19 protein-coding genes and 3 pseudogenes are annotated in these 21691 nt (G+C 71.2%); 17 read left to right on the top strand and 5 right to left on the bottom strand.

Annotated features, from left to right (window positions below):
* Positions 1-17: 17 nt before the first annotated feature.
* Positions 18-863 (bottom strand): class I SAM-dependent methyltransferase, encoded by an 846-nt coding sequence (locus tag I2W78_RS30880; RefSeq protein WP_196463527.1) that lies wholly within the window; start codon positions 861-863, stop codon positions 18-20.
* A 319-nt stretch (positions 864-1182) separates the two neighbouring features.
* Here I2W78_RS30880 and rpsA point away from each other — a divergent pair, with 319 nt between their 5' ends.
* From rpsA to I2W78_RS30900, 4 genes are all read left to right on the top strand, one after another.
* Positions 1183-2673, top strand: coding sequence for a 30S ribosomal protein S1 (gene rpsA / locus I2W78_RS30885; RefSeq protein ID WP_196463528.1), 1491 nt, complete (start codon positions 1183-1185; stop codon positions 2671-2673).
* Between the two features lie 203 nt (positions 2674-2876).
* Positions 2877-3815, top strand: coding sequence for a PAC2 family protein (locus tag I2W78_RS30890; protein ID WP_196463529.1), 939 nt, complete (start codon positions 2877-2879; stop codon positions 3813-3815).
* A 77-nt stretch (positions 3816-3892) separates the two neighbouring features.
* A complete protein-coding gene (coaE, locus tag I2W78_RS30895; protein WP_196463530.1) occupies positions 3893-4522 on the top strand; it encodes a dephospho-CoA kinase in 630 nt (209 codons plus the stop codon).
* A 215-nt stretch (positions 4523-4737) separates the two neighbouring features.
* Positions 4738-5118, top strand: a complete 381-nt coding sequence (locus tag I2W78_RS30900; RefSeq protein WP_196463531.1) for a tetratricopeptide repeat protein — start codon at positions 4738-4740, stop codon at positions 5116-5118.
* A gap of 495 nt (positions 5119-5613) precedes the next feature.
* Here I2W78_RS30900 and I2W78_RS30905 read toward each other — a convergent pair.
* Positions 5614-5880 (bottom strand): annotated as a pseudogene (locus I2W78_RS30905) (DUF6343 family protein); the annotation flags it as partial.
* Between the two features lie 194 nt (positions 5881-6074).
* On the opposite strand from I2W78_RS30905, the gene I2W78_RS30910 reads away from it, so the two are divergent.
* Entirely contained in the window at positions 6075-6767 is a 693-nt protein-coding gene (locus I2W78_RS30910; RefSeq protein ID WP_196463533.1) for a class I SAM-dependent methyltransferase, read from the top strand.
* 156 nt (positions 6768-6923) lie between these two features.
* Positions 6924-7409: a DoxX family protein gene (locus I2W78_RS30915; RefSeq protein WP_196463534.1), complete on the top strand. Its 486-nt coding sequence runs from the start codon at positions 6924-6926 to the stop codon at positions 7407-7409.
* Between the two features lie 432 nt (positions 7410-7841).
* Here the strand turns inward: I2W78_RS30915 and I2W78_RS30920 are convergent, their stop codons facing one another.
* Entirely contained in the window at positions 7842-8609 is a 768-nt protein-coding gene (locus I2W78_RS30920; RefSeq protein ID WP_230885643.1) for an RNA-binding S4 domain-containing protein, read from the bottom strand.
* A 155-nt stretch (positions 8610-8764) separates the two neighbouring features.
* Here I2W78_RS30920 and I2W78_RS30925 point away from each other — a divergent pair.
* The 3 genes and pseudogenes from I2W78_RS30925 to pip all read left to right on the top strand — a co-directional run.
* Positions 8765-9361, top strand: a pseudogene (locus I2W78_RS30925) (uracil-DNA glycosylase); the annotation flags it as partial.
* Positions 9362-9596: 235 nt separating this feature from the next.
* A pseudogene (locus I2W78_RS30935) lies at positions 9597-9734 on the top strand (uracil-DNA glycosylase); the annotation flags it as partial.
* Between the two features lie 37 nt (positions 9735-9771).
* A complete protein-coding gene (gene pip, locus I2W78_RS30940) occupies positions 9772-10737 on the top strand; it encodes a prolyl aminopeptidase (protein WP_196463535.1) in 966 nt (321 codons plus the stop codon).
* A gap of 55 nt (positions 10738-10792) precedes the next feature.
* Here pip and I2W78_RS30945 read toward each other — a convergent pair whose 3' ends face one another.
* Entirely contained in the window at positions 10793-11446 is a 654-nt protein-coding gene (locus I2W78_RS30945; protein ID WP_196463536.1) for a GntR family transcriptional regulator, read from the bottom strand.
* Positions 11447-11691: 245 nt separating this feature from the next.
* Between I2W78_RS30945 and I2W78_RS30950 the strand changes: the two genes are divergently transcribed.
* Together I2W78_RS30950 and I2W78_RS30955 are read left to right on the top strand one after the other, a co-directional pair.
* Positions 11692-13143 carry an NCS1 family nucleobase:cation symporter-1 gene (locus tag I2W78_RS30950; RefSeq protein WP_196463537.1) on the top strand — a complete coding sequence of 484 codons (1452 nt, stop codon included), beginning with the start codon at positions 11692-11694 and terminating at the stop codon, positions 13141-13143.
* 6 nt (positions 13144-13149) lie between these two features.
* Positions 13150-13881, top strand: a complete 732-nt coding sequence (locus tag I2W78_RS30955) for an aspartate/glutamate racemase family protein (protein WP_196463538.1) — start codon at positions 13150-13152, stop codon at positions 13879-13881.
* A 20-nt stretch (positions 13882-13901) separates the two neighbouring features.
* Here the strand turns inward: I2W78_RS30955 and I2W78_RS30960 are convergent, their stop codons facing one another.
* A complete protein-coding gene (locus I2W78_RS30960; RefSeq protein WP_196463539.1) occupies positions 13902-14303 on the bottom strand; it encodes a RidA family protein in 402 nt (133 codons plus the stop codon).
* A 230-nt stretch (positions 14304-14533) separates the two neighbouring features.
* Between I2W78_RS30960 and I2W78_RS30965 the strand changes: the two genes are divergently transcribed.
* The 6 genes from I2W78_RS30965 to I2W78_RS30990 all read left to right on the top strand — a co-directional run bounded on the left by I2W78_RS30965 (position 14534) and on the right by I2W78_RS30990 (position 21677).
* Positions 14534-15313, top strand: coding sequence for a nucleotidyltransferase domain-containing protein (locus tag I2W78_RS30965; RefSeq protein ID WP_196463540.1), 780 nt, complete (start codon positions 14534-14536; stop codon positions 15311-15313).
* A 302-nt stretch (positions 15314-15615) separates the two neighbouring features.
* The gene (locus I2W78_RS30970; RefSeq protein ID WP_196463541.1) at positions 15616-16080 is read left to right on the top strand and encodes a hypothetical protein; all 465 of its coding nucleotides are present in this window, start codon (positions 15616-15618) and stop codon (positions 16078-16080) included.
* Between the two features lie 58 nt (positions 16081-16138).
* Complete coding sequence (locus I2W78_RS30975; protein WP_196463542.1) at positions 16139-17713, top strand: hypothetical protein; 1575 nt, start codon at positions 16139-16141, stop codon at positions 17711-17713.
* A 40-nt stretch (positions 17714-17753) separates the two neighbouring features.
* Positions 17754-18434: an ABC transporter ATP-binding protein gene (locus I2W78_RS30980; protein WP_196463543.1), complete on the top strand. Its 681-nt coding sequence runs from the start codon at positions 17754-17756 to the stop codon at positions 18432-18434.
* Positions 18431-19627 carry an ABC transporter permease gene (locus I2W78_RS30985; protein ID WP_196463544.1) on the top strand — a complete coding sequence of 399 codons (1197 nt, stop codon included), beginning with the start codon at positions 18431-18433 and terminating at the stop codon, positions 19625-19627. The genes I2W78_RS30980 and I2W78_RS30985 overlap by 4 nt, the downstream gene beginning before the upstream one ends.
* Positions 19628-19808: 181 nt before the next feature.
* Complete coding sequence (locus I2W78_RS30990) at positions 19809-21677, top strand: FUSC family protein (protein ID WP_196463545.1); 1869 nt, start codon at positions 19809-19811, stop codon at positions 21675-21677.
* Positions 21678-21691 lie beyond the last annotated feature (14 nt).

Below are 21691 nucleotides of genomic sequence, written 5' to 3' on the forward strand. Positions count from 1 at the left end.
CTGATCGGGTACGGGCCTCAGTCCCGCTCGCACACGAAGATCGCCGTCCCGGGGATCAGGCTGCCGCGCAGCGGCGACCAGCCACCCCACTCGGAGGAGTTCCAGGCCGGCCACTCCGGCTCCACCAGGTCCACGAGCCGGAAGCCGGACGACACGATGTCCCGGACACGGTCGCCGAGCGTCCTGTGGTGCTCGACGTACACCGCGCGACCCTGTTCGTCCTGTTCCACGTACGGCGTGCGATCGAAATACGATCCCGAAACGCTCAACCCCTCGGGACCGGGCTCGTCCGGGAACGCCCAGCGGATCGGATGCGTCACCGAGAACACGAAACGGCCACCCGGACGCAGTACCCGCCGCACCTCCTGGAGCACCATCCGCGGATCCGCCACGAAGGGCAGCGCCCCGTACGCCGAGCACGCCAGGTCGAAGGAGGCGTCCGCGAAGGGCAGGGCGGCCGCGTCGGCGCACACCAGGGGGAACGATCCGCCGATGCGCAGGGCGTGCTGGAGCTGGCGGTGGGAGAGGTCCAGGGCGACCGGGCGGGCGCCCTGTGCGGCCAGCCAGCGCGCGCACTGGGCCGCGCCGGCGCCGATCTCCAGGACGTCCTTGCCCTTCAGCTCCTCCGGCGGGCCGAGCAGTTCCGCCTCGACCTCGTCCAGGCCCTCGGGACTCCACACGAAGCGGTCGTCGCCGAGGAACGTGCCGTGCTCGATCTGGTATTCGTCCGCGTTGCGGTCCCACCAGCCCCGGTTGGCCCGGGCGCTCTCCGTGACATCCGCGGCACGTCGGGTGGCTTCCGGCTCTTGGATGATCGGCTCCCTCGTCGTAATCTTCCGTCCAACCCGTCCCGGGGGTGGCACTGGAGGGGCGCCCCAGGGCCTGCGTGGCCTCAAGAGACAGGTTTTGTGCCGGGAATGGGGCGATCCGCCCCGGGTGTGCGGCTTCGCGCATTGACCCTGTCCGGCCGCCCCCGTATGCTACAAGTTGCGCTGCGGGCCTGCGCACCTCAGACGTAGCAGGCTGCGCTCGCATCTGTTGTATGTCCCCTCGGTTGTCGAGGCGCCGTCACCAGTTTCTGGTGGGGCGCTTCCTTGGCTGTCCGGCTTCTGCAGAGCGAAACGGGCTCCCGGCGTAAGCAGTACCTACGACTTCAATGTCCGTACCGGAGCCCTTTCCCACATGACGAGCAGCACCGAGACCACCGCCACCACCCCGCAGGTAGCGGTCAACGACATCGGTAACGAGGAAGCCTTCCTCGCAGCGATCGACGAGACGATCAAGTACTTCAACGACGGCGACATCGTCGACGGCGTCATCGTGAAGGTCGACCGGGACGAGGTCCTGCTCGACATCGGTTACAAGACCGAAGGCGTTATCCCGAGCCGCGAGCTCTCGATCAAGCACGACGTCGACCCCAACGAGGTCGTCGCCGTCGGTGACGAGATCGAAGCCCTTGTTCTCCAGAAGGAGGACAAGGAAGGCCGCCTGATCCTCTCGAAGAAGCGCGCCCAGTACGAGCGTGCCTGGGGCACCATCGAGAAGATCAAGGAAGAGGACGGGATCGTCACCGGTACCGTCATCGAGGTCGTCAAGGGTGGTCTCATCCTCGACATCGGCCTCCGTGGCTTCCTCCCGGCCTCCCTGGTCGAGATGCGCCGCGTTCGCGATCTCCAGCCGTACGTCGGCAAGGAGCTCGAGGCCAAGATCATCGAGCTGGACAAGAACCGCAACAACGTGGTCCTGTCCCGCCGTGCCTGGCTGGAGCAGACCCAGTCCGAGGTCCGCCAGACGTTCCTCACCACCCTCCAGAAGGGTCAGGTCCGTTCCGGCGTCGTCTCCTCGATCGTCAACTTCGGTGCCTTCGTGGACCTGGGTGGCGTCGACGGTCTGGTCCACGTCTCCGAGCTGTCCTGGAAGCACATCGACCACCCCTCCGAGGTTGTCGAGGTCGGCCAGGAAGTCACCGTCGAGGTCCTCGACGTCGACATGGACCGCGAGCGCGTCTCCCTGTCGCTGAAGGCGACCCAGGAAGACCCGTGGCAGCAGTTCGCTCGCACCCACCAGATCGGCCAGGTCGTGCCCGGCAAGGTCACGAAGCTGGTTCCGTTCGGTGCGTTCGTCCGCGTCGACGAGGGCATCGAGGGTCTGGTCCACATCTCCGAGCTGGCCGAGCGCCACGTGGAGATCCCGGAGCAGGTCGTCCAGGTCAACGACGAGATCTTCGTCAAGGTCATCGACATCGACCTCGAGCGCCGCCGCATCAGCCTCTCGCTGAAGCAGGCCAACGAGTCCTTCGGTGCCGACCCGGCCTCGGTGGAGTTCGACCCGACCCTGTACGGCATGGCCGCGTCGTACGACGACCAGGGCAACTACATCTACCCCGAGGGCTTCGACCCCGAGACCAACGACTGGCTCGAGGGCTACGAGAAGCAGCGCGAGGAGTGGGAGCGCCAGTACGCCGAGGCGCAGCAGCGCTTCGAGCAGCACCAGCAGCAGGTCATCAAGAGCCGCGAGGCCGACGCTGCCGCCGCTGCCGAGGGTGGCGAGGCCGCCGCTCCGGCCGCGACCGGTGGTTCGTACTCCTCCGAGGGTGCCGACCAGTCCGGCGCGCTGGCCTCGGACGAGGCGCTGGCCGCGCTGCGCGAGAAGCTGGCCGGTGGGCAGAGCTGAGCTGACGCTCACTGAGCAATAGCTCCTGACTGAGGGGCCGTACCTTTCGAGGTGCGGCCCCTCAGCGTTTTGTTCGAGGTGCGGCCCCTCAGCGTTTTGCAGGACCTGCGTCCCTCCCTTCTCAAGATCATGGCCTCCTCCTCCGGGAATGCCCACGCCCGTAAGGGCGTTGTGACGTACGAACACAAGGAGGAGCGGTCACTGTGCTTGATCCGCAGGGTTTGTACACGTGGGAGCCGAAGGGCCTGGCAGTCGTCGACATGGCGCTCGCCCAGGAGTCGGCCGGCCTTGTCATGCTCTACCACTTCGACGGATACATCGACGCGGGTGAGACCGGCGACCAGATCGTCGACCGGCTCCTCGACTCGCTGCCGCACCAGGTCGTCGCCCGCTTCGACCACGACCGGCTCGTGGACTACCGCGCCCGCCGCCCGCTGCTGACCTTCAAGCGCGACCGCTGGACCGACTACGAGGAGCCCACACTGGCGGTACGGCTCGTCCAGGACACCACCGGGGCGCCGTTCCTTCTGCTGTCCGGCCCGGAGCCGGACGTGGAGTGGGAGCGCTTCGCCGCGGCCGTGGAGCAGATCACGGAGCGCCTCGGCGTACGCCTCGCCGTGAACTTCCACGGCATCCCCATGGGCGTCCCGCACACCCGCCCGGTGGGCCTCACCCCGCACGGCAACCGCACCGACCTCGTGCCGGGCTACCGCAGCCCCTTCGACGAGGCCCAGGTGCCCGGCAGTGCCGAGTCGCTGGTCGAGTACCGCCTCATGCAGGCGGGGCACGACGTCCTGGGCGTCGCGGCGCACGTCCCGCACTACATCGCCCGCTCCCCGTATCCGGACGCGGCGCTGACCGTCCTTGAGGCCATCACGGCCGCCACGGGACTCGTCCTGCCCGGCATCGCGCACTCCCTGCGCACGGACGCCTACCGCACCCAGACGGAGATCGACCGGCAGATCCAGGAGGGCGACGAGGAACTCACCGCCCTCGTCCAAGGCCTCGAGCACCAGTACGACGCCGTCGCGGGCGCCGAGACCCGCGGCAACATGCTCGCCGAGCCGACTGAGATTCCGTCGGCGGACGAGATCGGGCGGGAGTTCGAGCGGTTCCTGGCGGAGCGTGAAGGGGACAACTGAGGGGGACCGGCAGGGCGGCCGGTGGCCGTGCGTCCCGGTGGGGTGCGTTGTCACCGGCAGGGCCTAAGCTTCCGCTCATGCTGAAGGTGGGCCTGACCGGCGGGATCGGTGCCGGCAAGAGCGAGGTGTCGCGGCTGCTCGTGGAGTGCGGGGCCCTGCTGATCGACGCGGACCGTATCGCGCGGGAGGTCGTCGCGCCCGGCACTCCAGGTCTCGCCGCGGTCGTCGAGGCCTTCGGCGAGGAGGTGCTCGCCCCGGACGGTGGCCTGGACCGGCCCAGACTCGGCTCGATCGTCTTCGCCGACCCGGAGAAGCTGGCCGTCCTGAACTCGATCGTGCACCCCCTGGTGGGCGCCCGCTCCCGCGACTTGGAGGCCGCGGCCGCTGAGGACGCCGTCGTCGTACACGACGTCCCCCTCCTCGCCGAGAACGGCCTCGCACCGCTCTACGACCTCGTGATCGTCGTCGACGCCAGTCCCGAGACCCAGCTCGACCGGCTCGTACGGCTGCGGGGTATGGCCGAGGAGGACGCACGCGCGCGTATGGCGGCCCAGGCGACGCGGGAGAAGCGGCTGCAGATCGCGGACATCGTGATCGACAATGATGTGCCGCTGGCGGAGTTGCAGCGGCGCGTGAAGGAAGTGTGGGCGGAGCTGGTGCGCCGGGCGCGTGTGGCCCGGGGGGCGACGGAGTCGTCCGGGGAGTAGCGGCCACGGAGCTGTCCTGGTCGTTGCGCTCGATGGTGGTGGTCGTTGCGGCCGACTGTGGTGGTTGTTGCGGCCGACTGTGGTGGTCGTGGGGGCCGGCTGTGATTGCCGTGGGGCCGACTGTGGTTGTCGCGGCCACGCGTCGGCCGGGAATGCCGGGAATAGGGGCCCGGAGAGCGGGCGTTGAATCGGGCCAGTAAGGGAAGGACTTTGCCGTGCCCGAGATCAGTGGTTCGACCGGACGTTCGCCGGAGACGCATATCATCGACTACCGCGCCGCCGAGCAGCTGCTCGCCGCGCGCGACCCGCGGGGCGCGGTGAAGCTGCTCGATCCAGTCATCGCCGCGCACCCCGAGAACACCGCGGCCCGGCTGCTGCGCGCGCGAGCATTCTTCGCCGCCGCGCAACTGCGGCCCGCGGAGCTGGAGTTCACGATCGTTCTGGAGCGCGAGCCGGACAACGCGTACGCGCACTTCGCGCTCGCGCGTACCTATGAGCGGCAGGGGCGGCCGGAGCAGGCCAAGCGGCACTTTCGGCTGGCCGCCGCGTTGGATCCGAACCCGGAGTACCTGAAGGCGGCGCGTTTCGACGGGTGACGCGGGGGCGTGGAATCGGAGGCCGCGGACGGGGGACCGGGGCGGGGGGAGGGGAGCTCGGAGGACCACTGCCGCGGGCGTGGGCTTGGTGGACGACGGCTGCGGGCGTGGGCTTGGTGGACGACGGCTGCGGGCGTGGGCTTGGTGGACGACGGCTGCGGGCGTGGGCTTGGTGGACGACGGCTGCGGGCGTGGGCTTGGTGGACGACGGCTGCGGGCGTGGGCTTGGAGGGCAACGGTCGCGGGCGGGGCTTGGAGGGCAACGGTCGCGGGCGGCGCTCGGAGAACAACGGTCGCGGTCGCGGGCTTGGAAGACCGCTGTTGCGGGCGCGGGTTTGGAGGACATGCGGCCGGGGACAGGCGCTTGGAGGCCTGGAAGTCGGGGCGGGGGGCCGTGGGAGGGGGCTACGGAGCGCTGTCGTCCGGGGGCCGGTTTGGCGCGTGGTCGTCCGGTTGCCGGTACGGTGGGCGGTCGTCCGGAGGCCGGTGCGGTGTGCGGTCGTCCACCGGCTGATACGGGGGGATGTCCCGGCCCGGCTGGAAGTGCGGGCCCTGTCGGATGTGCCGGACGATGACGACCAGGTCGATGGTGATCACCAGCCAGAGCACACCGCAGGCGATCGCCCAGCCGGGACGGCCGACCAGTATGAAGGCGATCGTGCCGAAAATCGCCCAGGCCAGTCCCCACACACTCAGCCACAAGCGCATCCGCAGCGCACTGCGCGCGGTCATCGGCTCACTGCCCGTACGCATCGGGATCATCACTCCTCGCTTGAAAAGTACTCTTCGGCGCGGATCTTCTCCAGCGCTGGGTCTCGGGTCTGGTCGCCTGCCGGCACGACGGCGGCCCTGCTGAGAAGGTGACGCAGGGCATCGAGCTCACTCGAACGGGTGATCTCGGGGTCGGTGGGAACGGCCGTGCGGGAGCGGGCCGTTGGGCGGGCATGGGGCTGAAAATGCGAGCGGGACATCAGGGGACGGGGCCGGGAGCGATCACGCCGGACGGCTGCGCGGTGGAGCTCTACTCACGGCTGCCGGTGGGGAGCGAGCCGGACATCATCGCGGGCGCGGTGCCCGCCGGGGCGCACGTTCTGGAGCTGGGGAGCGGCGTGGGCCGTATGACGCACCCGTTGCTGGAGCTGGGCTACACGGTCACGGCGGTGGACGAGTCCCCGGAAATGCTGGAACGCGTCCGTGGGGCGCGCACGATGTGCAGCCCGATCGAGAAGCTCGACCTCGGGGAGAGGTTCGACGCGGTGCTGCTGGCGTCCTTCCTCGTGCACACCGGGGACGAGGAGGTGAGGCGGGGGCTGCTGCGGACGTGCGTGCGGCATCTCGCGGACGGCGGCTGTGTGGTGATCCAGCGGGAGGGCGAGGACTACCACACAAACCTGCCGCGCGAACGGGTCGATCCCAGCGGCTTCACCGTGCGGATCGTGTCGTCGGAGCCGGTCGGAGACGGCACGAACTCGGTACGCGCGGAGTACGAGTTCCCGGACGCGACCTGGACGCAGACGTTCCGGGCCAGGCCGTTGACGAAGGAGGAGTTCGAGGAGGCGCTGGGGGAGGCGGGGCTGAGAGTGGAGAAGTATCTGACGGAGGACCGGATATGGGTGCGGGCAGTGGCTGAGCCGGGGGCGACGGGCTGAACACGGGGCGCGGTGCCGCTGGTTGCCGGGCCCGTGAGTGGTCGGGAAGGGTCGGGAAATCCGGCCGGATGGCGATGAGTTCGGCGATGAGTTCCGGACCGAGGGCGGGTCTACCTCTGTGACAGCATCACGGACCGCTTCACACAGGAGACCCAAATGTCCGAGACCACCGCTTCCGTAGCCTCCGTCGCCTCCAACGCGTCCGTCGCGCCCGCTTCGTCGGCCGCCGTCGTGGCCGAGTCCGCGACCGCTCGGGGCCGCCGGGCCCGAATCGCCCTGCGTGCCCTGCAGGTGGTGCTCGCGCTCTTCTACGCGATCGCGAGCGCGCTGCCCAAGTTGATCGCGCACTCCTCGGCCTCCGAGATCTTCGCGGACATGGGCTGGGGCAACGCGGGGATGTACACCATCGGCGTCCTCGAACTGGCCGGCGCGGTCGCCCTGCTTGTGCCGCTGCTCCAGTCCGTCGCCGCGATGTCGCTGGGTGCGCTGATGGTGGGTGCGTTCATCGTGCAGCTCACGGTCTTCGACGGACAGAACGCGGCGACACCGGTGATTCTGCTGGTGCCGCTCGCCCTGATCGCGTGGGCACGGCGGGGACAGAACGCGGAGCTGCTGAGGGTGCTGGGGCGGCGGCGGGCGTGACAGGCGGCCACCGACCTATGGCGGCGATGGCGACCGGTGGGGATGTGCCCGCCGGCCATCGTCGTCGTCGTGGGGCGAGGGCCGCGTGGATGGCGTCGGCCTGGTCAGTCAGGCGTCCACGGGGCTGTCATCGAAGTCGGTAGGCGTGATCGATTCAACGGCCGCCGGCGATAGCAGCCCCGGCCGGCCGCCCGCGCTGCTTTCGCCGGTGTGTGTAGGTTCAGCGCTTTCTGTGCTGCGCCGTGTGTGTGCGGGTCTAGCGCTTCCCGGGTTCCGCCGGTGTGTGCAGGTTCAGCGCTTCCCGGGTTCCGCCGGTGTGTGCAGGTTCAGCGCTTCCTGCGCTGGCCCGGTGTCTGCAGGTCCAGCGCGTCCCGCGCTGCCTCGGTGTCCGCGGGTCCAGCGCGTCCTCTGGGCTCCGCCGGTGTCCGGGTGTCAGCGTCCTTGGGGACGGCCGCTGCGGTCACCCCGCCGGTCGAAGCCACCGCCCGGCCCATCCAGCCCGCCTGTCCCTCCGGGTGCGCCCGGGCCTCCCCGGGCGTCGGGGACTCCGCGGCCACCCGAGCTGCCAAAGGCGTTCAGGCCGCGCAGACGTTCCAGTTCGCGGCGGTCTCGCTTGGTCGGGCGGCCCGTGCCGCGGTCGCGGATGCCGGCGGGGGCGACGGCCTCGCGGGGCGGGGGCGGCGGGCTGTTGTCGATGTAGCACAGGACGGCCACCGGTGCGCCGACCCGCTTACGGATCAGCCGCTTGACGACGACGATCCGCTCTCGGCCCTCCTGCCGGAGCCGGACCTCGTCGCCGACGCGCACCGCATGGGCGGGCTTGACCCGCTCGCCGTTCAGGCGCACATGGCCGCCCCGGCAGGCCGTGGCGCCCTGGGAGCGGGTTTTGACCAGCCGTACGGACCAGATCCAGCTGTCGATGCGGACACTCTCGCCGTTCGCCGGACCGGCCGCTTCGGCGGCGGCGATCGCGGCGGCGACCTTCGGGTCGGAGGCGCCCGGGTGCTCGGTCTGCGAACAGCCGGTCGCCTCTCGGCCGTCGGCGGACGGATCCGCAAGCTGCGGCGGGGCCTGTCGGTCGTCGGCCTCTTGGGCCGGTGGCGTCTTAGGGGGACGTCCGTCTGCCGGGGCCGCGGTCGTGTCCGGGGCGTTCCGGCTGGTCCCGCCGCGGCCTGCCTTGTCCATGCGATCGGAAGCCATGCCATTGACCTTAGTCCCCCGGGCCGCGTGCGTCGGACGGCTTTTCCGGGGCCCCCGCCCTGCGCCGCCCCCGCCTTGGACCGGCCCCGTCCTGGGCCGCCCCGCCCTGAGTCGGTCCCGCCGCACACGGGTGGCCGCGGATCTACGGTGGACGCATGGACAGCAGTGCCCCCGCCGGTCTCCCCGGCCTCGACCAGCGGATCGCGGGTTGCCGGGCGTGCCCTCGGCTGGTCGCCTGGCGTGAGGAGGTGGCCCGTACCAAGCGCGCCGCCTTCGCCGACTGGACGTACTGGGGGCGGCCGGTGCCGGGCTTCGGTCCGCCGGACGCCCGGTTGCTGATCGTCGGACTCGCCCCGGCGGCGCACGGCGGGAACCGCACCGGTCGGATGTTCACCGGCGACCGGTCCGGGGACGTACTGTACGAGGCGCTGTACGACGTGGGGCTCGCCTCCCAGCCCACGTCCGTGGCGGCTGACGACGGCCTGGAGCTGTACGGCGTCCGCGTCACCTCGCCCGTGCACTGCGCGCCACCCGCCAACAAGCCCACCCCCGAGGAACGCGACACCTGTCGTCCCTGGCTCGTCCAGGAACTGGGCCTGCTGCGGCCGACGTTGCGGGCGGTGGTCGTGCTCGGCGCCTTCGGTTGGCAGGCGGCGCTGCCGGCGTTCACGGCGGCGGGCTGGACGGTGCCGAGACCGAGGCCCGCCTTCGCGCACGGCGTACAGGTGAGGCTCACTGCCCCCGCCGACCCCGCCGACCCCGCCGGCCCCGCCGACCCCGCCGGCCCCGCCGACCCGGCGGCCCCGGCCGCCCCCGCTGCCCCGATAGCCCCTGCTGCCCCCTTGGCCCCGGCCGCCGCCCCTATGGCCCCCCTCGCCCCGGCTGACCCCGCCGACCCCCTTGGCCCCGGCAGCCCCCGCCACCCCCGCGGCCCCGGCAGCCCCCGCCCATCACCCCGACCGGCCCGCCCCACCCCCTCCCGCCGCCCCCCTCGCTCACCTCGACCTGTTCGGTTGCTTCCACGTCAGCCAGCGCAACACCTTCACCGGCCGCCTCACCCCGGAGATGCTGCGGGACGTCCTGCGCAGGGCGGCGCGTACGGCGGGGCTGGCGGTGCGAAATTGACGGGACGCGGTCGTCGTAGCGCCGCTACGGTGCCCCGATGGGCCTCTACGCGGAGATCGAACCGTACGACCACGGCACGCTCGACGTCGGCGACGGCAATCGGATCTACTGGGAGACCTGCGGAAACCCGCACGGCAAGCCCGCGGTGATGCTGCACGGAGGGCCCGGCTCCGGGTGCTCCCCGAGCTTCCGGCGCTACTTCGACCCGGCGGCGTATCGGATCGTGCTGCTGGACCAGCGCGGGTGCGGGCGTTCGACACCGAGCGCGAGCGCGTACGAGACCGACATGAGCGTCAATACGACGGCTCATCTCATCGCCGACCTGGAGTTGCTGCGGCGCTTTCTCGGGATCGAGCGGTGGTTGGTGTGGGGGGTGTCGTGGGGGTCGGTGCTGGGGCTGCGGTATGCGCAGACGCATTCCGGTGCGGTGTCCGAGCTGGTGCTGGCCGGGGTCGCCACGGGGTTGAACGCCGAGGTGGCGTTGATGACCAGGGGACTCGGCAGGATCTTCCTGGAGGCGTTCGAACGGTTCGTCGGGGAGCTGCCGGACGGCGAGCGCACGCACGGCAACCTCGCCGCCGCCTACAACCGCCTGCTGGAGTCCCCGGACGCGCGGGTCCGGGAACGGGCGGCGCGGGCCTGGACGGACTGGGAGACTGCGGTCATTCCGGCACCGCCGCGTTCCGTGCCGCGCTACGAGGACCCGGTGTTCCGGATGGGCTTCGCCCGCACGGTCACGCACTACTGGGGCAACGACCACTTCTTGGGCGAGGGCAACGACGAGGGCGTGGTGCTCCGCGACGCCCATCTGCTGAAGGGCATCCCCGGCACCCTCGTCCAGGGCGGGCTCGACTTCGGCAACTTGCTCGGCACCGTCTGGCGGCTGCACCACGCCTGGCCCGGCAGCGAGTTGGTGGTGGTCGACGAGGTCGGGCACAACGCTGGTGCGCCGGGGATGACGGACGTGCTGGTGGCGGCGACGGACCGGTACGCGGCCCGCTAGGGCCTGTTGCGAAAGTGGCCTCGTCGCCCGGCAGAGGCCACTTTCGCAACAGGCCCTAGGCGGGTTCCTCCCCGAACAGGTGCCGTACCGTCGAGCGGTAGTTGGCCCGTACGTGGCTCAGCGCGTGGGTGCGCGCCCGGTCGGGGTCGCCGGACGCGATCGCCTCGTACAGCTCCCGGTGCTCGGTCAGGAGTTGGGGCCACTCCTCGTTCTGCCGGGTGAGCCAGCGCAGGCGGCCGTCGACCGGTTCCATGACCGAGATGAGCAGGCTGTTGCCGGCCATGGCCAGGATGCGGTCGTGGAACCGGGTGTTGATGTCGGTGATCGTCTCGGCGTCCCCGGCCTCGGTGGCGTCGGCGGCGCTCCGTAGCAGCGCGCGCAGCTCCGTCAGCGCCTCGGGCGTCGCGCGGGAGGCGGCCAGGCCTGCCGCATACACCTCCAACGCCTCGCGCAGTTCGAAGAGTTCCTTGACGTCGGCCGGGGTCAGACGGCGTACGACCGCGCGGCGCGGGGTCTCGAAGAGGACGAAGCCCTCGGCGACCAGCGCCCGGACGGCCTCCCGGACCGGAACGCGGGAGACCTCGAAGCGCTCGGCCAGCTCGCGCTCGACCAGCCGGTCGCCGGGGCGCAGACGGCCCGCGATGATGTCCTGCCGCAGGCCGGCCAGGACGCGTTCGCGCACCGCTCCGAGGGGTTCGATCTTCGTCATGGGGCCATCTTCGCCGATTCCAGGTGTCTTTTACGGAGCGTTAACAGCAGCGATATCCGTCGGAACGGTTGACGACGGGACCATGTCAGCAGTTTGGTATACCAAACCAGCGGCATTCCCTGTCCCAACCAGCCCGGCATTCCCTGCCCAAACCAGCCCGGCATTCCCTGTCCGTGCGAGCCCGGCACCCCGTGCCCGCACGAACGGCCCTCCGCCCCTCCGTCCCCTCGTCCGTGGAGGCCTCCGTGTCCCTCGCCGACCGTGCCGAAGCCACCGGCACGCCACCGTTCGTCCCCGACCCCCGCCTCACCAACGAAGACCTCGCCCCGGCCGGCAAACGCAACTGGAAGGTCTTCGACCTCTTCGCCCTGTGGATGTCCGACGTCCACAACCTCGGCAACTACACGTTCGCGGCGGGCCTGCTCGTGCTCGGCATGAACGTGTGGCAGGTCTTCACGTCCCTGCTCGTCGGCTTCGTACTCATCTACGTCGGCATGAACTGGATGGGCGGCATCGGGCAGCGCCACGGCGTCCCCTTCCCCGTCGTCAGCCGCATCAGCTTCGGCGTCTGGGGCGCCAACATCCCGGCCCTGATCAGGGCGATCATCGCCATCATGTGGTACGGCATCCAGACCTACCTCGCCTCCGTCGCCGTCAACGTGATGCTGCTGGCCGCCTGGCCGGGACTGGAGTCCTGGACGCACAGCTCGTTCCTGGGCCTGGACGCGCTCGGCTGGGTGTCCTTCGTGGCGTTGTGGCTGATCCAGGCACTGATCATCAGCCGGGGCATGGAGTCGGTCCGGAAGTTCCAGGACTTCTGCGGCCCCGCGATCTGGCTGGTGATGATCGCGCTCGCCGTGTGGATCCTCGCGAAGGCCGGCTGGACCATCTCGCTGACCTCGACCCCGCACCCGGTCTCCGTGGGCGAGCAGTGGCGGCAGTGGTTCGGCGCGATCGGCCTGATCCTCGCCACGTACGGCACGCTGATGCTCAACTTCTGCGACTTCTCGCGCTTCGCGCCGGACTATCGGACCGTCAAACGCGGCAACTTCTGGGGCTTGCCGATCAACTCCACCGCCTTCGTGGTCGTGTCGGTCATCGTCACCGCCGGGTCCCTGGAGGTCTTCGGCGAGGCCATCACCGACCCGGCGGAGCTGGTGGCCAAGGTGGGCAACACCTGGGTCCTGGTGCTGGCCGCGCTGACGTTCGCCATCGCCACGATGGGCGTCAACATCGTCGCCAACTTCGTATCACCGGCGTACGACCTCGCCAACATCTGGCCGCAGAAGATCACCTTCAAGGTCGGCGGCATGATCAGCACGGTGGCGGCGCTGATGGTGACGCCGTGGAACCTCTTCTCGAACCCGACGGTGGTGAACTACTTCCTGGGCGGCCTCGGCGCCTTCCTGGGCCCGCTGTTCGGCGTGATCATGGTCGACTACTACTGGGTCAAGCGCGGCCGGGTCGACGTCGACCAGCTCTTCAACGCCGAGCCGGGATCGCCGTACTACTACCGCAAGGGCGTCAACCCCAAGGCGCTCTGGGCCTTCCTGCCCGCGGCCGCGATCGCGGCGGTGCTGGCGCTGGTGAAGACGTTCAGCGACGTGGCACCGTACTCGTGGTTCATCGGTACGGCGGTGGCGGCCGGGCTGTACGTGCTGCACTGCCGGCGCGAGCGTGCCGTGGTGGAGGGCTGAGCGGACGTGCGCATCGTCGTCACCAACTGCAACACCACGCGGGAGATGACCGAGGAGATCGTACGAGGTGCCCGGGCCACCGCAGGCCCGGGCACCACCGTGACCGGGCTGACCCCGGCGTGGGGGCCCGAGTCGGCTGAGGGCTGGCTGGACAGCTATCTGTCGGCGGCGGCGGTGCTGGACGCGCTGCGGACGTACGAGGGGCCGCCGTACGACGCGGTCGTCATGGCCGGTTTCGGGGAGCACGGGCGTGAGGGCGTCCGCGAGCTCGTGGACGTGCCGGTCGTCGACATCACGGAGGCGGCCGCGCATGTGGCGTGCCTGATCGGGCGGCGGTACGGCGTGGTCACGACGCTGGAACGGTCGTGCGGGCAGATCGAGGACAGCCTGGAGCTGGCGGGGGTGGGCCGGAACTGTGTCGCCGTGATCGGTACGGGCCTGGGGGTCCTGGAACTCGAAGACGGCGAACGCACCGAGGCGGCCTTCCTGGCCGCGGGGGAGCGGGCGCGTGAGGCGGGGGCCGAGGTGCTGGTGCTGGGGTGCGCCGGGATGACCGGGTTGCAGCGGCGGGTGGGGGAGAAGCTGGGGCTTCCGGTCGTCGACGGGGTGGGGGCGGCGGTGAAGCTGGCGGAGTCGTTGGTGGGCTTGGGGCTGACGACGAGTCGGGTGGGGACCTATGCGCGGCCGTTGGCCAAGCGGCGGGTGTGGCGGAGGCCGGGGGCGTCTGCCGTCGACTGAGCCGCGTCGCGCTCCCCAAGCTACTCGGGGACGACGGCCGTGGCCGTGATCTCCACCAACTGCCCCGTGTACCCGAGGCAGGCCACCCCGAGGAGGGTCGACGAGTGCGGACCCGCACTCAGTCCGGACGCCTCGACGACCTCCCATACGGCGGACAGTACGGCGGGCTCGCTGCTCACGACGTACACCTCGCTCGACAGGACGTGCGCCAAGTCGCTGCCCACGGCACGCAGTTGCTCGTCCAGATTGGCGATCACCTGCTGGGCCTGCCGTACGGGATCTCCCTCGCCGACGAGCTTGCCGTCGGCGTCGAGAGGGACGGCACCGGCGAGGAAGGCGAGCTTGGTGCCGGCTTCGACGACCGAGGCGTGGGAGTAGGTGGGGGGAGGGAAGAGGGAGGGGACGGTGACGCGACGGATCACGGGGCTCGCTCCTGAACTCGACGGCGGGTGCGCGGGGAGGGGCACGGGCACGCGCACATCAGTCGTACCGGCACACGCGCGTACGGCGGCCAACCCGCCGATCATCCGCGCCCGCGCGGGCACACGCATCCGAATTTCCCGGCGCCCAAATCACTACGTCCGAGAGCCCCCGCACGGCTCGCGAACGCAATTGCATGGAGCCACGTCGCACACCTACGTACGCTGCGCGCATGCCCACCCCCGACGACACCACGTTCCTCGACACCATCGCCGACCGCCTGGCCGGCCTCCCCACCGTCCAGGCCGTGGCCCTCGGCGGCTCCCGTGCCCAGGGCACCCACCGACCCGACAGCGACTGGGACCTGGCCATCTACTACCGCGGCCCCTTCGACCCGGCCGACCTGCGCGCCCTCGGCTGGGAGGGCGAGGTGTCGGAGGTCGGCGGCTGGGGCGGCGGCGTCTTCAACGGGGGCGCGTGGCTGACGATCGACGGGCGGCGCGTCGACGTCCACTACCGTGACCTCGACGTCGTGGAGCGGGAGTTGGCGGAGGCGGAGGAGGGGCGGTTCCGGGTGGAGCCCCTGCTGTTCCATCTCGCGGGGATTCCCAGCTACCTGGTCGTCGCAGAGCTGGCGATCAACAAGGTGCTGCGGGGTGAGCTGCCGCGGCCGGCGTCGTACCCGAGGAGACTGCGCCGCACGGCGAGCCGACGCTGGCACGGCACCGCCGCCGCCACCCTCGCCTACGCCAAGGCCAACCACGCCCCGACGGGCCGCCTCACGGAGGTCGCCGGCGCCATCGCAACGGCAGCCATGCAGGCCGGGCATGCCGTGCTGGCGGCGCGGGGGGAGTGGGTGACCAATGAGAAGGGGCTGTTGGAGCGGGCGGGGTTGCGAACCGTGGACGGCGTGATCGGTGGTCTGGGAATCCGCGGCGATCAGCTGAGTCAGGCGGTCACCGAGGCTGAGCAGCTGTTCGCGCAGGCGGTGGAGGCGGCGACGGCGACTTGAGCGTGTCACGCCGGCGTGTGAATCAGGGCGACTCCAAGTGGCTGGATCTTGTCCACCTTGGGCGGCGGGCGCGTGCTGGGGCTCGGGCGGCTGATCGTTGAGGTCGCCGTGCGGCGCGGCGCTGAGTCATTGAAGACGGTCATCCCCATCACGCCGGCGCTGCCCGCATCTCTCCGATTCCTGGGCATTCATACGCCGCTTTTCGGTCGCTCTTGGTGCTTTCCGCGGCATGTACAGTCCGGCTTCCGCCAGAGGGCGACGTAAGACGTGCGTGGGTGCGCCATGAGCAGGGGGAGAGACACATGAAGAAGGCTCTGCTGACCGCTGGGCTCGTCGGGGTGCTGGTCACGGGTACGGCCGTGCCGGGTATGGCGATTTCCGACACCGGGTCGGCGCCGTTGCCGGGGACAGGCGCTAGGGTCGTGGCGAACGCCTGGCACTGCAACGTCTACGCCGACAAGTGCTCCTTCAAGACGTCCACCAAGACCACCAAGGACGGCGCGAAGTACAAGGTCAGCAAGATCACCAATGTGGCGACCGTGAAGGCCAACGGGTGGCAGGCCACTCTCTCCCTGAGCCCGAGCGGCACGCAGGTCAGTGAGAACACCCGCCAGGTCAGCTGGACCAACAAGAACACCTGGATCGCCGACATCAGCGGCATCGCAGATCCGGGCGGCTCCATGAACACGAGCATCACCACCTGCTCCGACGGCGGTGCCTTCAAGTCCGGCGTCAAGGCGTTCGCTTCTGCCTGCGCCAACGACTGACCGGCGACCTGCCGTGAAGAACAGCCTTCTCCACCGGCACACGCGTCATCGAAACCGTGTGCTCGCCGCCGTCGCGGTGGCGATCGCCGCGGCGCTGGGCGCCTCCTTGTACGGCGGTGGAGCGGTCGAGCGGCCCGGCCCGCCCGGTGGCGGCCTCGCCGAGCAGCTCGACGCCCTGCGCGGTGCCAATGATCTGGTACGTGCCTCCCGCGCCGATGTCGGACGGGAACCCGCGCTGTATCCGACCGCGTTCGGGCGGCTGGAGGCCGCGCTCACCGAGGACCGACGTACCGGCGAGACGGTACCCGCGGTCAGCCCCGCCGCCCTGGCGGATCTCGCCCGCACCGACGCCCTGGACACCCCTGCCTGGCGAGCCCACTACGTGTGTCTGTCGCTGTCCGGCTCCAAGGGCGCGAAGCCGACCGACGCGGCAACCGTCCTGGAACGGGCCGGGATTCGGGAACAGGCCGAAAGCGAAGCGCTGGCCTATCTGCGCGCTCCGGACCGTGGGGACGACGGTCTGACCTCGCTCGCCACCCGTGCCGCCTTTCTGACCACCTTGACGTGCCTGGATCGCGAGAGCGAGGTGTCGCGCGCCACCCTGGACCGACTCGCGGCGGACACCGCTCGTGCCGATCAGCCCGTACCGGTGCTCTACGCCGTCGAGGCTCTGCGCGTGGCGGGCGTACGAGCCCACACCACCCGGGCTGTTCGTGGCGCCGACGTGCTGCTGGAGGGTGGCTGCGCCGGCCTCGACCCCATCCAGCGAGCCGCACTGGCCCTGCTGCGTCAACGGCTGCCGCAAGCGACACGTGACTGCCTCCGACCCGCACTGCACGACTCCGACCCTCAGACGCGATGGCTGGTCCGGCGCGCGCTCGCCCTCGGTGCGTCCGACTCCTCCCCGGCGCTTCCCGCTCCGGTGAGCGGCATTCGGTCCGACGGTCTGGTCGCCAAGTCCCCGGCACAGCTGGGCACGCTCACCGCCACCTACAACGCCGCGCGGGCCCTGACCGCACGCGCCCAGCAGGAGCAGGCGCCGGGATGGTTGAAGAAGCGGCTGAGGCAGATGGGGGCGGACCGTCACCTCGATCCGTCCGACCGCGTTCTGCTGGCCATGACCTGCCATCGACTGGCCCTGGCCTGTGGGCCGCAGGCCGAGAAGGGGGTCGAGGAGGCGGCCGCGCTGAAGGTGCCGCCACGCCTGACGGCAGAGAACGAGCGTGGCTGGTACGGCGCCATGGCAGCGAGGGCCGAGTTCGGGCTGGGCTGTCGGCACACGTCCGTCGACTTGTCCGCCGACGAGCGCTCCACCCTGTCCTCCCGCTCGCTGCGCAGGGTGGTCGTACTCGCCGACGCCGGTTGTGCGGCCCAGGCGGCACGGCTCACGGAGGGGACCGATCTGGTGGCACGGGCTCGGCAAGCCCTGGCTGCCGGGGATCTGGTGACCGCCTCCGATGCGGTGCAGGCGGCCCTCGTCTCCGACCAGAGCATTCCGCAGGCCTTCTGGAGCGAGCTCCCCGGCCTGCTGAAGCGGTATCGGGACGCGAGGTTTCCCGAGCTGTACGCCCCTTCACCGGGCGGTGCCGCTTCAGCGGACGCGACCAGAGCCGCGTACTACCTCCTCGCCTGAACCCGCCCGCCCCTCCATGCCCGGAAGGTCACCCCGTCGTATGAACACCGCCTCTCCACCCGCTGTCGTTGCCGAAGGCCTGGGCTTCCACTACGCGTCCGGGGGTGGGCTGACCCGTGCGGACCTCACCCTCGATGCAGGAACGATGACGGCCGTCGAGGGCCCCTCGGGCTCGGGCAAGAGCACCCTGCTCGCCCTCCTCGGTCTGATCCTCTCGCCGGCCGCGGGCTCCCTGAGCATCGCCGGCACGGACACCGGTTCGCTGTCCTCGGCGGACCGGGATCTCCTGCGCCGGCGTTCGATCGGCATCGTCCTGCAGGACCTCGGGCTGCTGACGTTCCTCAACGCCTGGGAGAACGTCGCCGCCGCCTTCGGTCCCCGCCTCGCCCGGCACCGCACCGCGGCCCACGACCTGCTCGCCGACCTCGGCATGGAGCCACTCGCCGAATCCCCGGTCAGCGAACTCTCCGGTGGCCAGCGGCAACGTATCGCCGTCGCCCGCGCGGCCGTGAAGGAACCGGTGCTCGTCCTGGCCGACGAGCCGACCTCGGGGCTCGACCCCGACACCGCGAAGTCCGTGATGGATGCCCTGAGTTCATGCGCCCGGCGGGGCGCGGCCGTGCTGCTCGTCACGCACGATTCGGCGGTCGCCGAGCGCTGCGATCAGCGCCATGTCCTCGATGCCGGAGTTCTGTCGGCAGCCAGTAAGGAGCTGGGATGAGTCACTGGAGCCTCCACACCTGGAAACGCGACGGGCGTTCCCTGCGTCGGGCCGTGCCCGCCCTTGCCGTTCTCGCCGCGTTGCTCACCACGTCCGCCGGGGTGGCGGCCGGGGCTGCCGGTGCTGTGGAGCGGGATGTGCTGGGGTCGGGTGGGCTCACTCAGGTCGAGCTGTCCGCGTTCGAGGGGGATGCGTCGGTGCGGTCGCTCACCGCCTCGGCGCTGCGGGACGCCGGGAGTGTGCCCGGTGTTCGGCAGGTCGTCGGTGACTACTCCTCCGTGCTGTATGCCGAAGAGCACGGGACGTACGACCTGACCAGCCACACCCTCACCCCGGGCGACGATCTTCCCGTCCGCGAAGGTGCCATCCCGGCGGAGCTGGGGCCGAAGGACGTCGTTCTGCCCGCCACCGCGCAGGGGACCGACTTCGCGCCACTGCTGGGCCGGACCGTCTCCTTCGGGTACACCCAGGCGTCCGGGGCCGCCTCCGGTACCACCGACGTCATTGAGTTGAGGATCGTCGCCCTGTACGACCCGAGCTGGCAGGCCGACGGGCCCGGCGTCGCCTATCTCGCCGAGGACACCGCCGCGTTCCTGGCCGCGGCACGCGCGGGCGTGGACGCGGAGGCGTACCGGGAGAAGGAGGGCGCGCAGTCCGCTGTCGTGGTCGTCGAGCATCAGAGGCAGGTGGCCGCTGTCACCCAGGCGCTGCAGGACGACGGCTTCTCGGCGTCCGCGGTGTCCGACCGGGTGCGCAATCTGCCGGGACTGTTCGGCGTGGCGGATCTCGCGATGCGGGTCGGGGTCCTGCTCCTGGCCGTGGGCGCGCTGGGGCTCGGTGCCGTCCGGGCCTCCGACAGCGCGCGGGCGCGACTCGGACAGTTCGCCGTCCTGCGGATCCTCGGTACCGGCCAGCCCGAACTGCGGCGGATCCTGCTCGGTGAAGCCCTGCTGTCCGGAGGGGTGGCGGGGCTGGTCGGGGCCGTTGCCGGGACCGGGCTCTCCGTCGCGCTGGTCGGGCCGCTGAGCGACGTGCTCGGTCTGCCCATCACGGTCGCGGACGCCCTGCCGGGGCCCGCCTGGGCCGCCGCGGCACTTGTGCTACCCGCCGCCGGTCTGGCCGCCGGCACTCTCCTCGGCAGCCGTGAGGTTCTCCGGCGGGATCCGTACCTCACGGCGCGAGCGCACACCTGACGGGAGACCCCCGCACCGATTGCGTTCATAAAGAACGTGGTCCATCCAGACATCGTCACATCGCGGTAATACGAGCGTTCCACGCCCTCCAAGAACGCGATCTACGGTTGACAGCACAACCCACCGCCCGGCCACCGTCGCCCGAAGGCACCAACCCAGCCCTCGCATCGACAGGAGCCCCGTGTACCGCCGCGTCACCCGCGCCCTCCCACCCTGGCTCGCCCACGCCCTCCGCGCCCAACGCGGCCCCGTGCCGTGGAGCGCGGTCACCCGAGGGGCGCTGGCCGCGGGGCCGCTGCTCCTCGTCGCCGTGCTCGTGGGTCACCCCTCCGTCGGTGTCGTCGCCGCCATCGCCGCCATGCTCGCCGGGATCAACGACCGGCCCGGCAGCCGGCGGGCAGCCGTACGGCGGCTCGGGGCGCCCGCGCTCGCGGGCGCGGTGGGGCTGCTCGTCGGCACGTACGCCGGGCAGCACGCGGGTGTCGTCGTGCAGACGCTGCTCCTCACCGGGCTCGGGCTCGTCGCCGGAAGCGTCAGCGCTGTCGGGCCCGTCGCCTCCGCGGCCGGTACGCAGTTGCTGGTCGCGTGCGCGGTCGGCGCCGGGATGCCGTTGCCCGAGCCGGGGTGGCTGCGGGCGCTCGCCTTCCTTGCGGGGGCCGGGTGGCTGCTCGCGCTGCGGTTGCTCCTTCCCACGCCCGGCGCCCTCGCCGGTGACTACCGGTTCGACGGGGAGCGGGAAGCCGTCGCCGACGTGTACGACGCCATCGGCGACCTGCTCGACGCCGTCGGCACCGAGCACGCCACCACCCGGCGTGCCGCCCTCACCGCCGCCCTCGATCACGCACAGGACGCCCTCACCGGCCCCCGGCTACGGCGGTACGCCTCCTCGGCCGCCGAACGGCGGTTGCACGCGCAGTACGCCGCCGCGCTGCCCCTCGCCGAAGCCGCCACCGCCCTCGCCTGGGCGGGCGAGAGCCTCAGCGGTCGGGCCTCCGAACGGGCCTCCGCCGGGCCCCGTCGGCTGGCCGCCGCCGTTCGCGGGAACGCGCACACCGGGCCGCTCCCCGCGCCCGCCCGGTCGATGCCCGCCCTGCGCGCCCTCGACGACGCCCTGCTGCACGCCGCCGAGGTCTTCGACCAGGGTGACGGCGGCGACCTGCACACCCGGCGGCGTACGGCCCGGGGCCTGCTGCGGGCCGTCGTCGGCGTCGGTGGCCGGGAGTACGGGCTGCGCGTCGCCCTCTGCTTCGGCGCCGGCGTCGCCATCGCCCAGGCGCTGCGACACGCCCAGTGGTACGGGCCGCACGACCACTGGTACTGGCTCCCCGCCACCGTCGTCTTCCTCGTCAAGCCAGATCTGGGACCACTCGTCTCCCGTGTCCTGTGCCGTGCCGCCGGTACCGTGCTCGGCGCCCTCGTCTTCGCCGGGTTCGCGGCACTGCTGCCCCGGCCCGAGGGGCTCGTCGCGCTCGTCGCCGTCAGCGGTGCTCTCATTCCCGTCGCCACGCGGCACTTCGCCGCCCAGACCGCCGTCGTGACCGTGCTCGTCCTCGCCCTGGTGATGGTCGGCGGCGAACCGCAGGCCTCCGTGAGCCGGATCGGGGAGACCCTGCTGGCCTGCGCGATCGTCCTGGTCGTCGGGCATCTGCCGATGCCGGGGCAGCGGGGCGGGGGCGTGCGGGCACGGCTCGGCGCGGCCGGGAGCGCGGCCCAGGCCTATCTCGCCCATGTGATGAGCGAGTCCGACGACCGCGCCGCCCGCTGGACCCTGCGCCGCGAGGCCTACCGCACGCTCGCCGAGGCGCGAGGTGCCATCGCCCTCGCGGCCGCCGAACTGCCCGCGCTCGCCCGGCACACGGAGGGCGCCGACGAGGTCGCCGGCACCCTCGAACGGCTCGTCGACACGACCACCGCGTGCGCCGTCCACCTCGACGACGCCGGCCGGCTCACGCCGCGCCACACCGAGCGACTCGCCGAGCTCCTCGACGAACTGGAGTCGGGACGCCGCCGCCTCGGCCTGCGCGAGCCGGAGCTGCCCGTCGCCGGCTGACGTGGCTCCCCTGC

The sequence above is a fragment of the Streptomyces spinoverrucosus genome (assembly GCF_015712165.1).
In the GTDB taxonomy this organism is placed as follows: domain Bacteria; phylum Actinomycetota; class Actinomycetes; order Streptomycetales; family Streptomycetaceae; genus Streptomyces; species Streptomyces spinoverrucosus_A.

Coding starts and splice junctions, on each gene's coding strand:
- rpsA (WP_196463528.1), top strand. CDS start 1,183: ATGACGAGCAGCACCGAGACCACCGCCACCACCCCGCAGGTAGCGGTC.
- coaE (WP_196463530.1), top strand. CDS start 3,893: ATGCTGAAGGTGGGCCTGACCGGCGGGATCGGTGCCGGCAAGAGCGAG.
- I2W78_RS30910 (WP_196463533.1), top strand. CDS start 6,075: ATGCGAGCGGGACATCAGGGGACGGGGCCGGGAGCGATCACGCCGGAC.
- I2W78_RS30915 (WP_196463534.1), top strand. CDS start 6,924: ATGTCCGAGACCACCGCTTCCGTAGCCTCCGTCGCCTCCAACGCGTCC.
- I2W78_RS30920 (WP_230885643.1), bottom strand. CDS start 8,609: ATGGCTTCCGATCGCATGGACAAGGCAGGCCGCGGCGGGACCAGCCGG.
- pip (WP_196463535.1), top strand. CDS start 9,772: ATGGGCCTCTACGCGGAGATCGAACCGTACGACCACGGCACGCTCGAC.
- I2W78_RS30945 (WP_196463536.1), bottom strand. CDS start 11,446: ATGACGAAGATCGAACCCCTCGGAGCGGTGCGCGAACGCGTCCTGGCC.
- I2W78_RS30965 (WP_196463540.1), top strand. CDS start 14,534: ATGCCCACCCCCGACGACACCACGTTCCTCGACACCATCGCCGACCGC.
- I2W78_RS30970 (WP_196463541.1), top strand. CDS start 15,616: ATGAAGAAGGCTCTGCTGACCGCTGGGCTCGTCGGGGTGCTGGTCACG.
- I2W78_RS30980 (WP_196463543.1), top strand. CDS start 17,754: ATGAACACCGCCTCTCCACCCGCTGTCGTTGCCGAAGGCCTGGGCTTC.
- I2W78_RS30985 (WP_196463544.1), top strand. CDS start 18,431: ATGAGTCACTGGAGCCTCCACACCTGGAAACGCGACGGGCGTTCCCTG.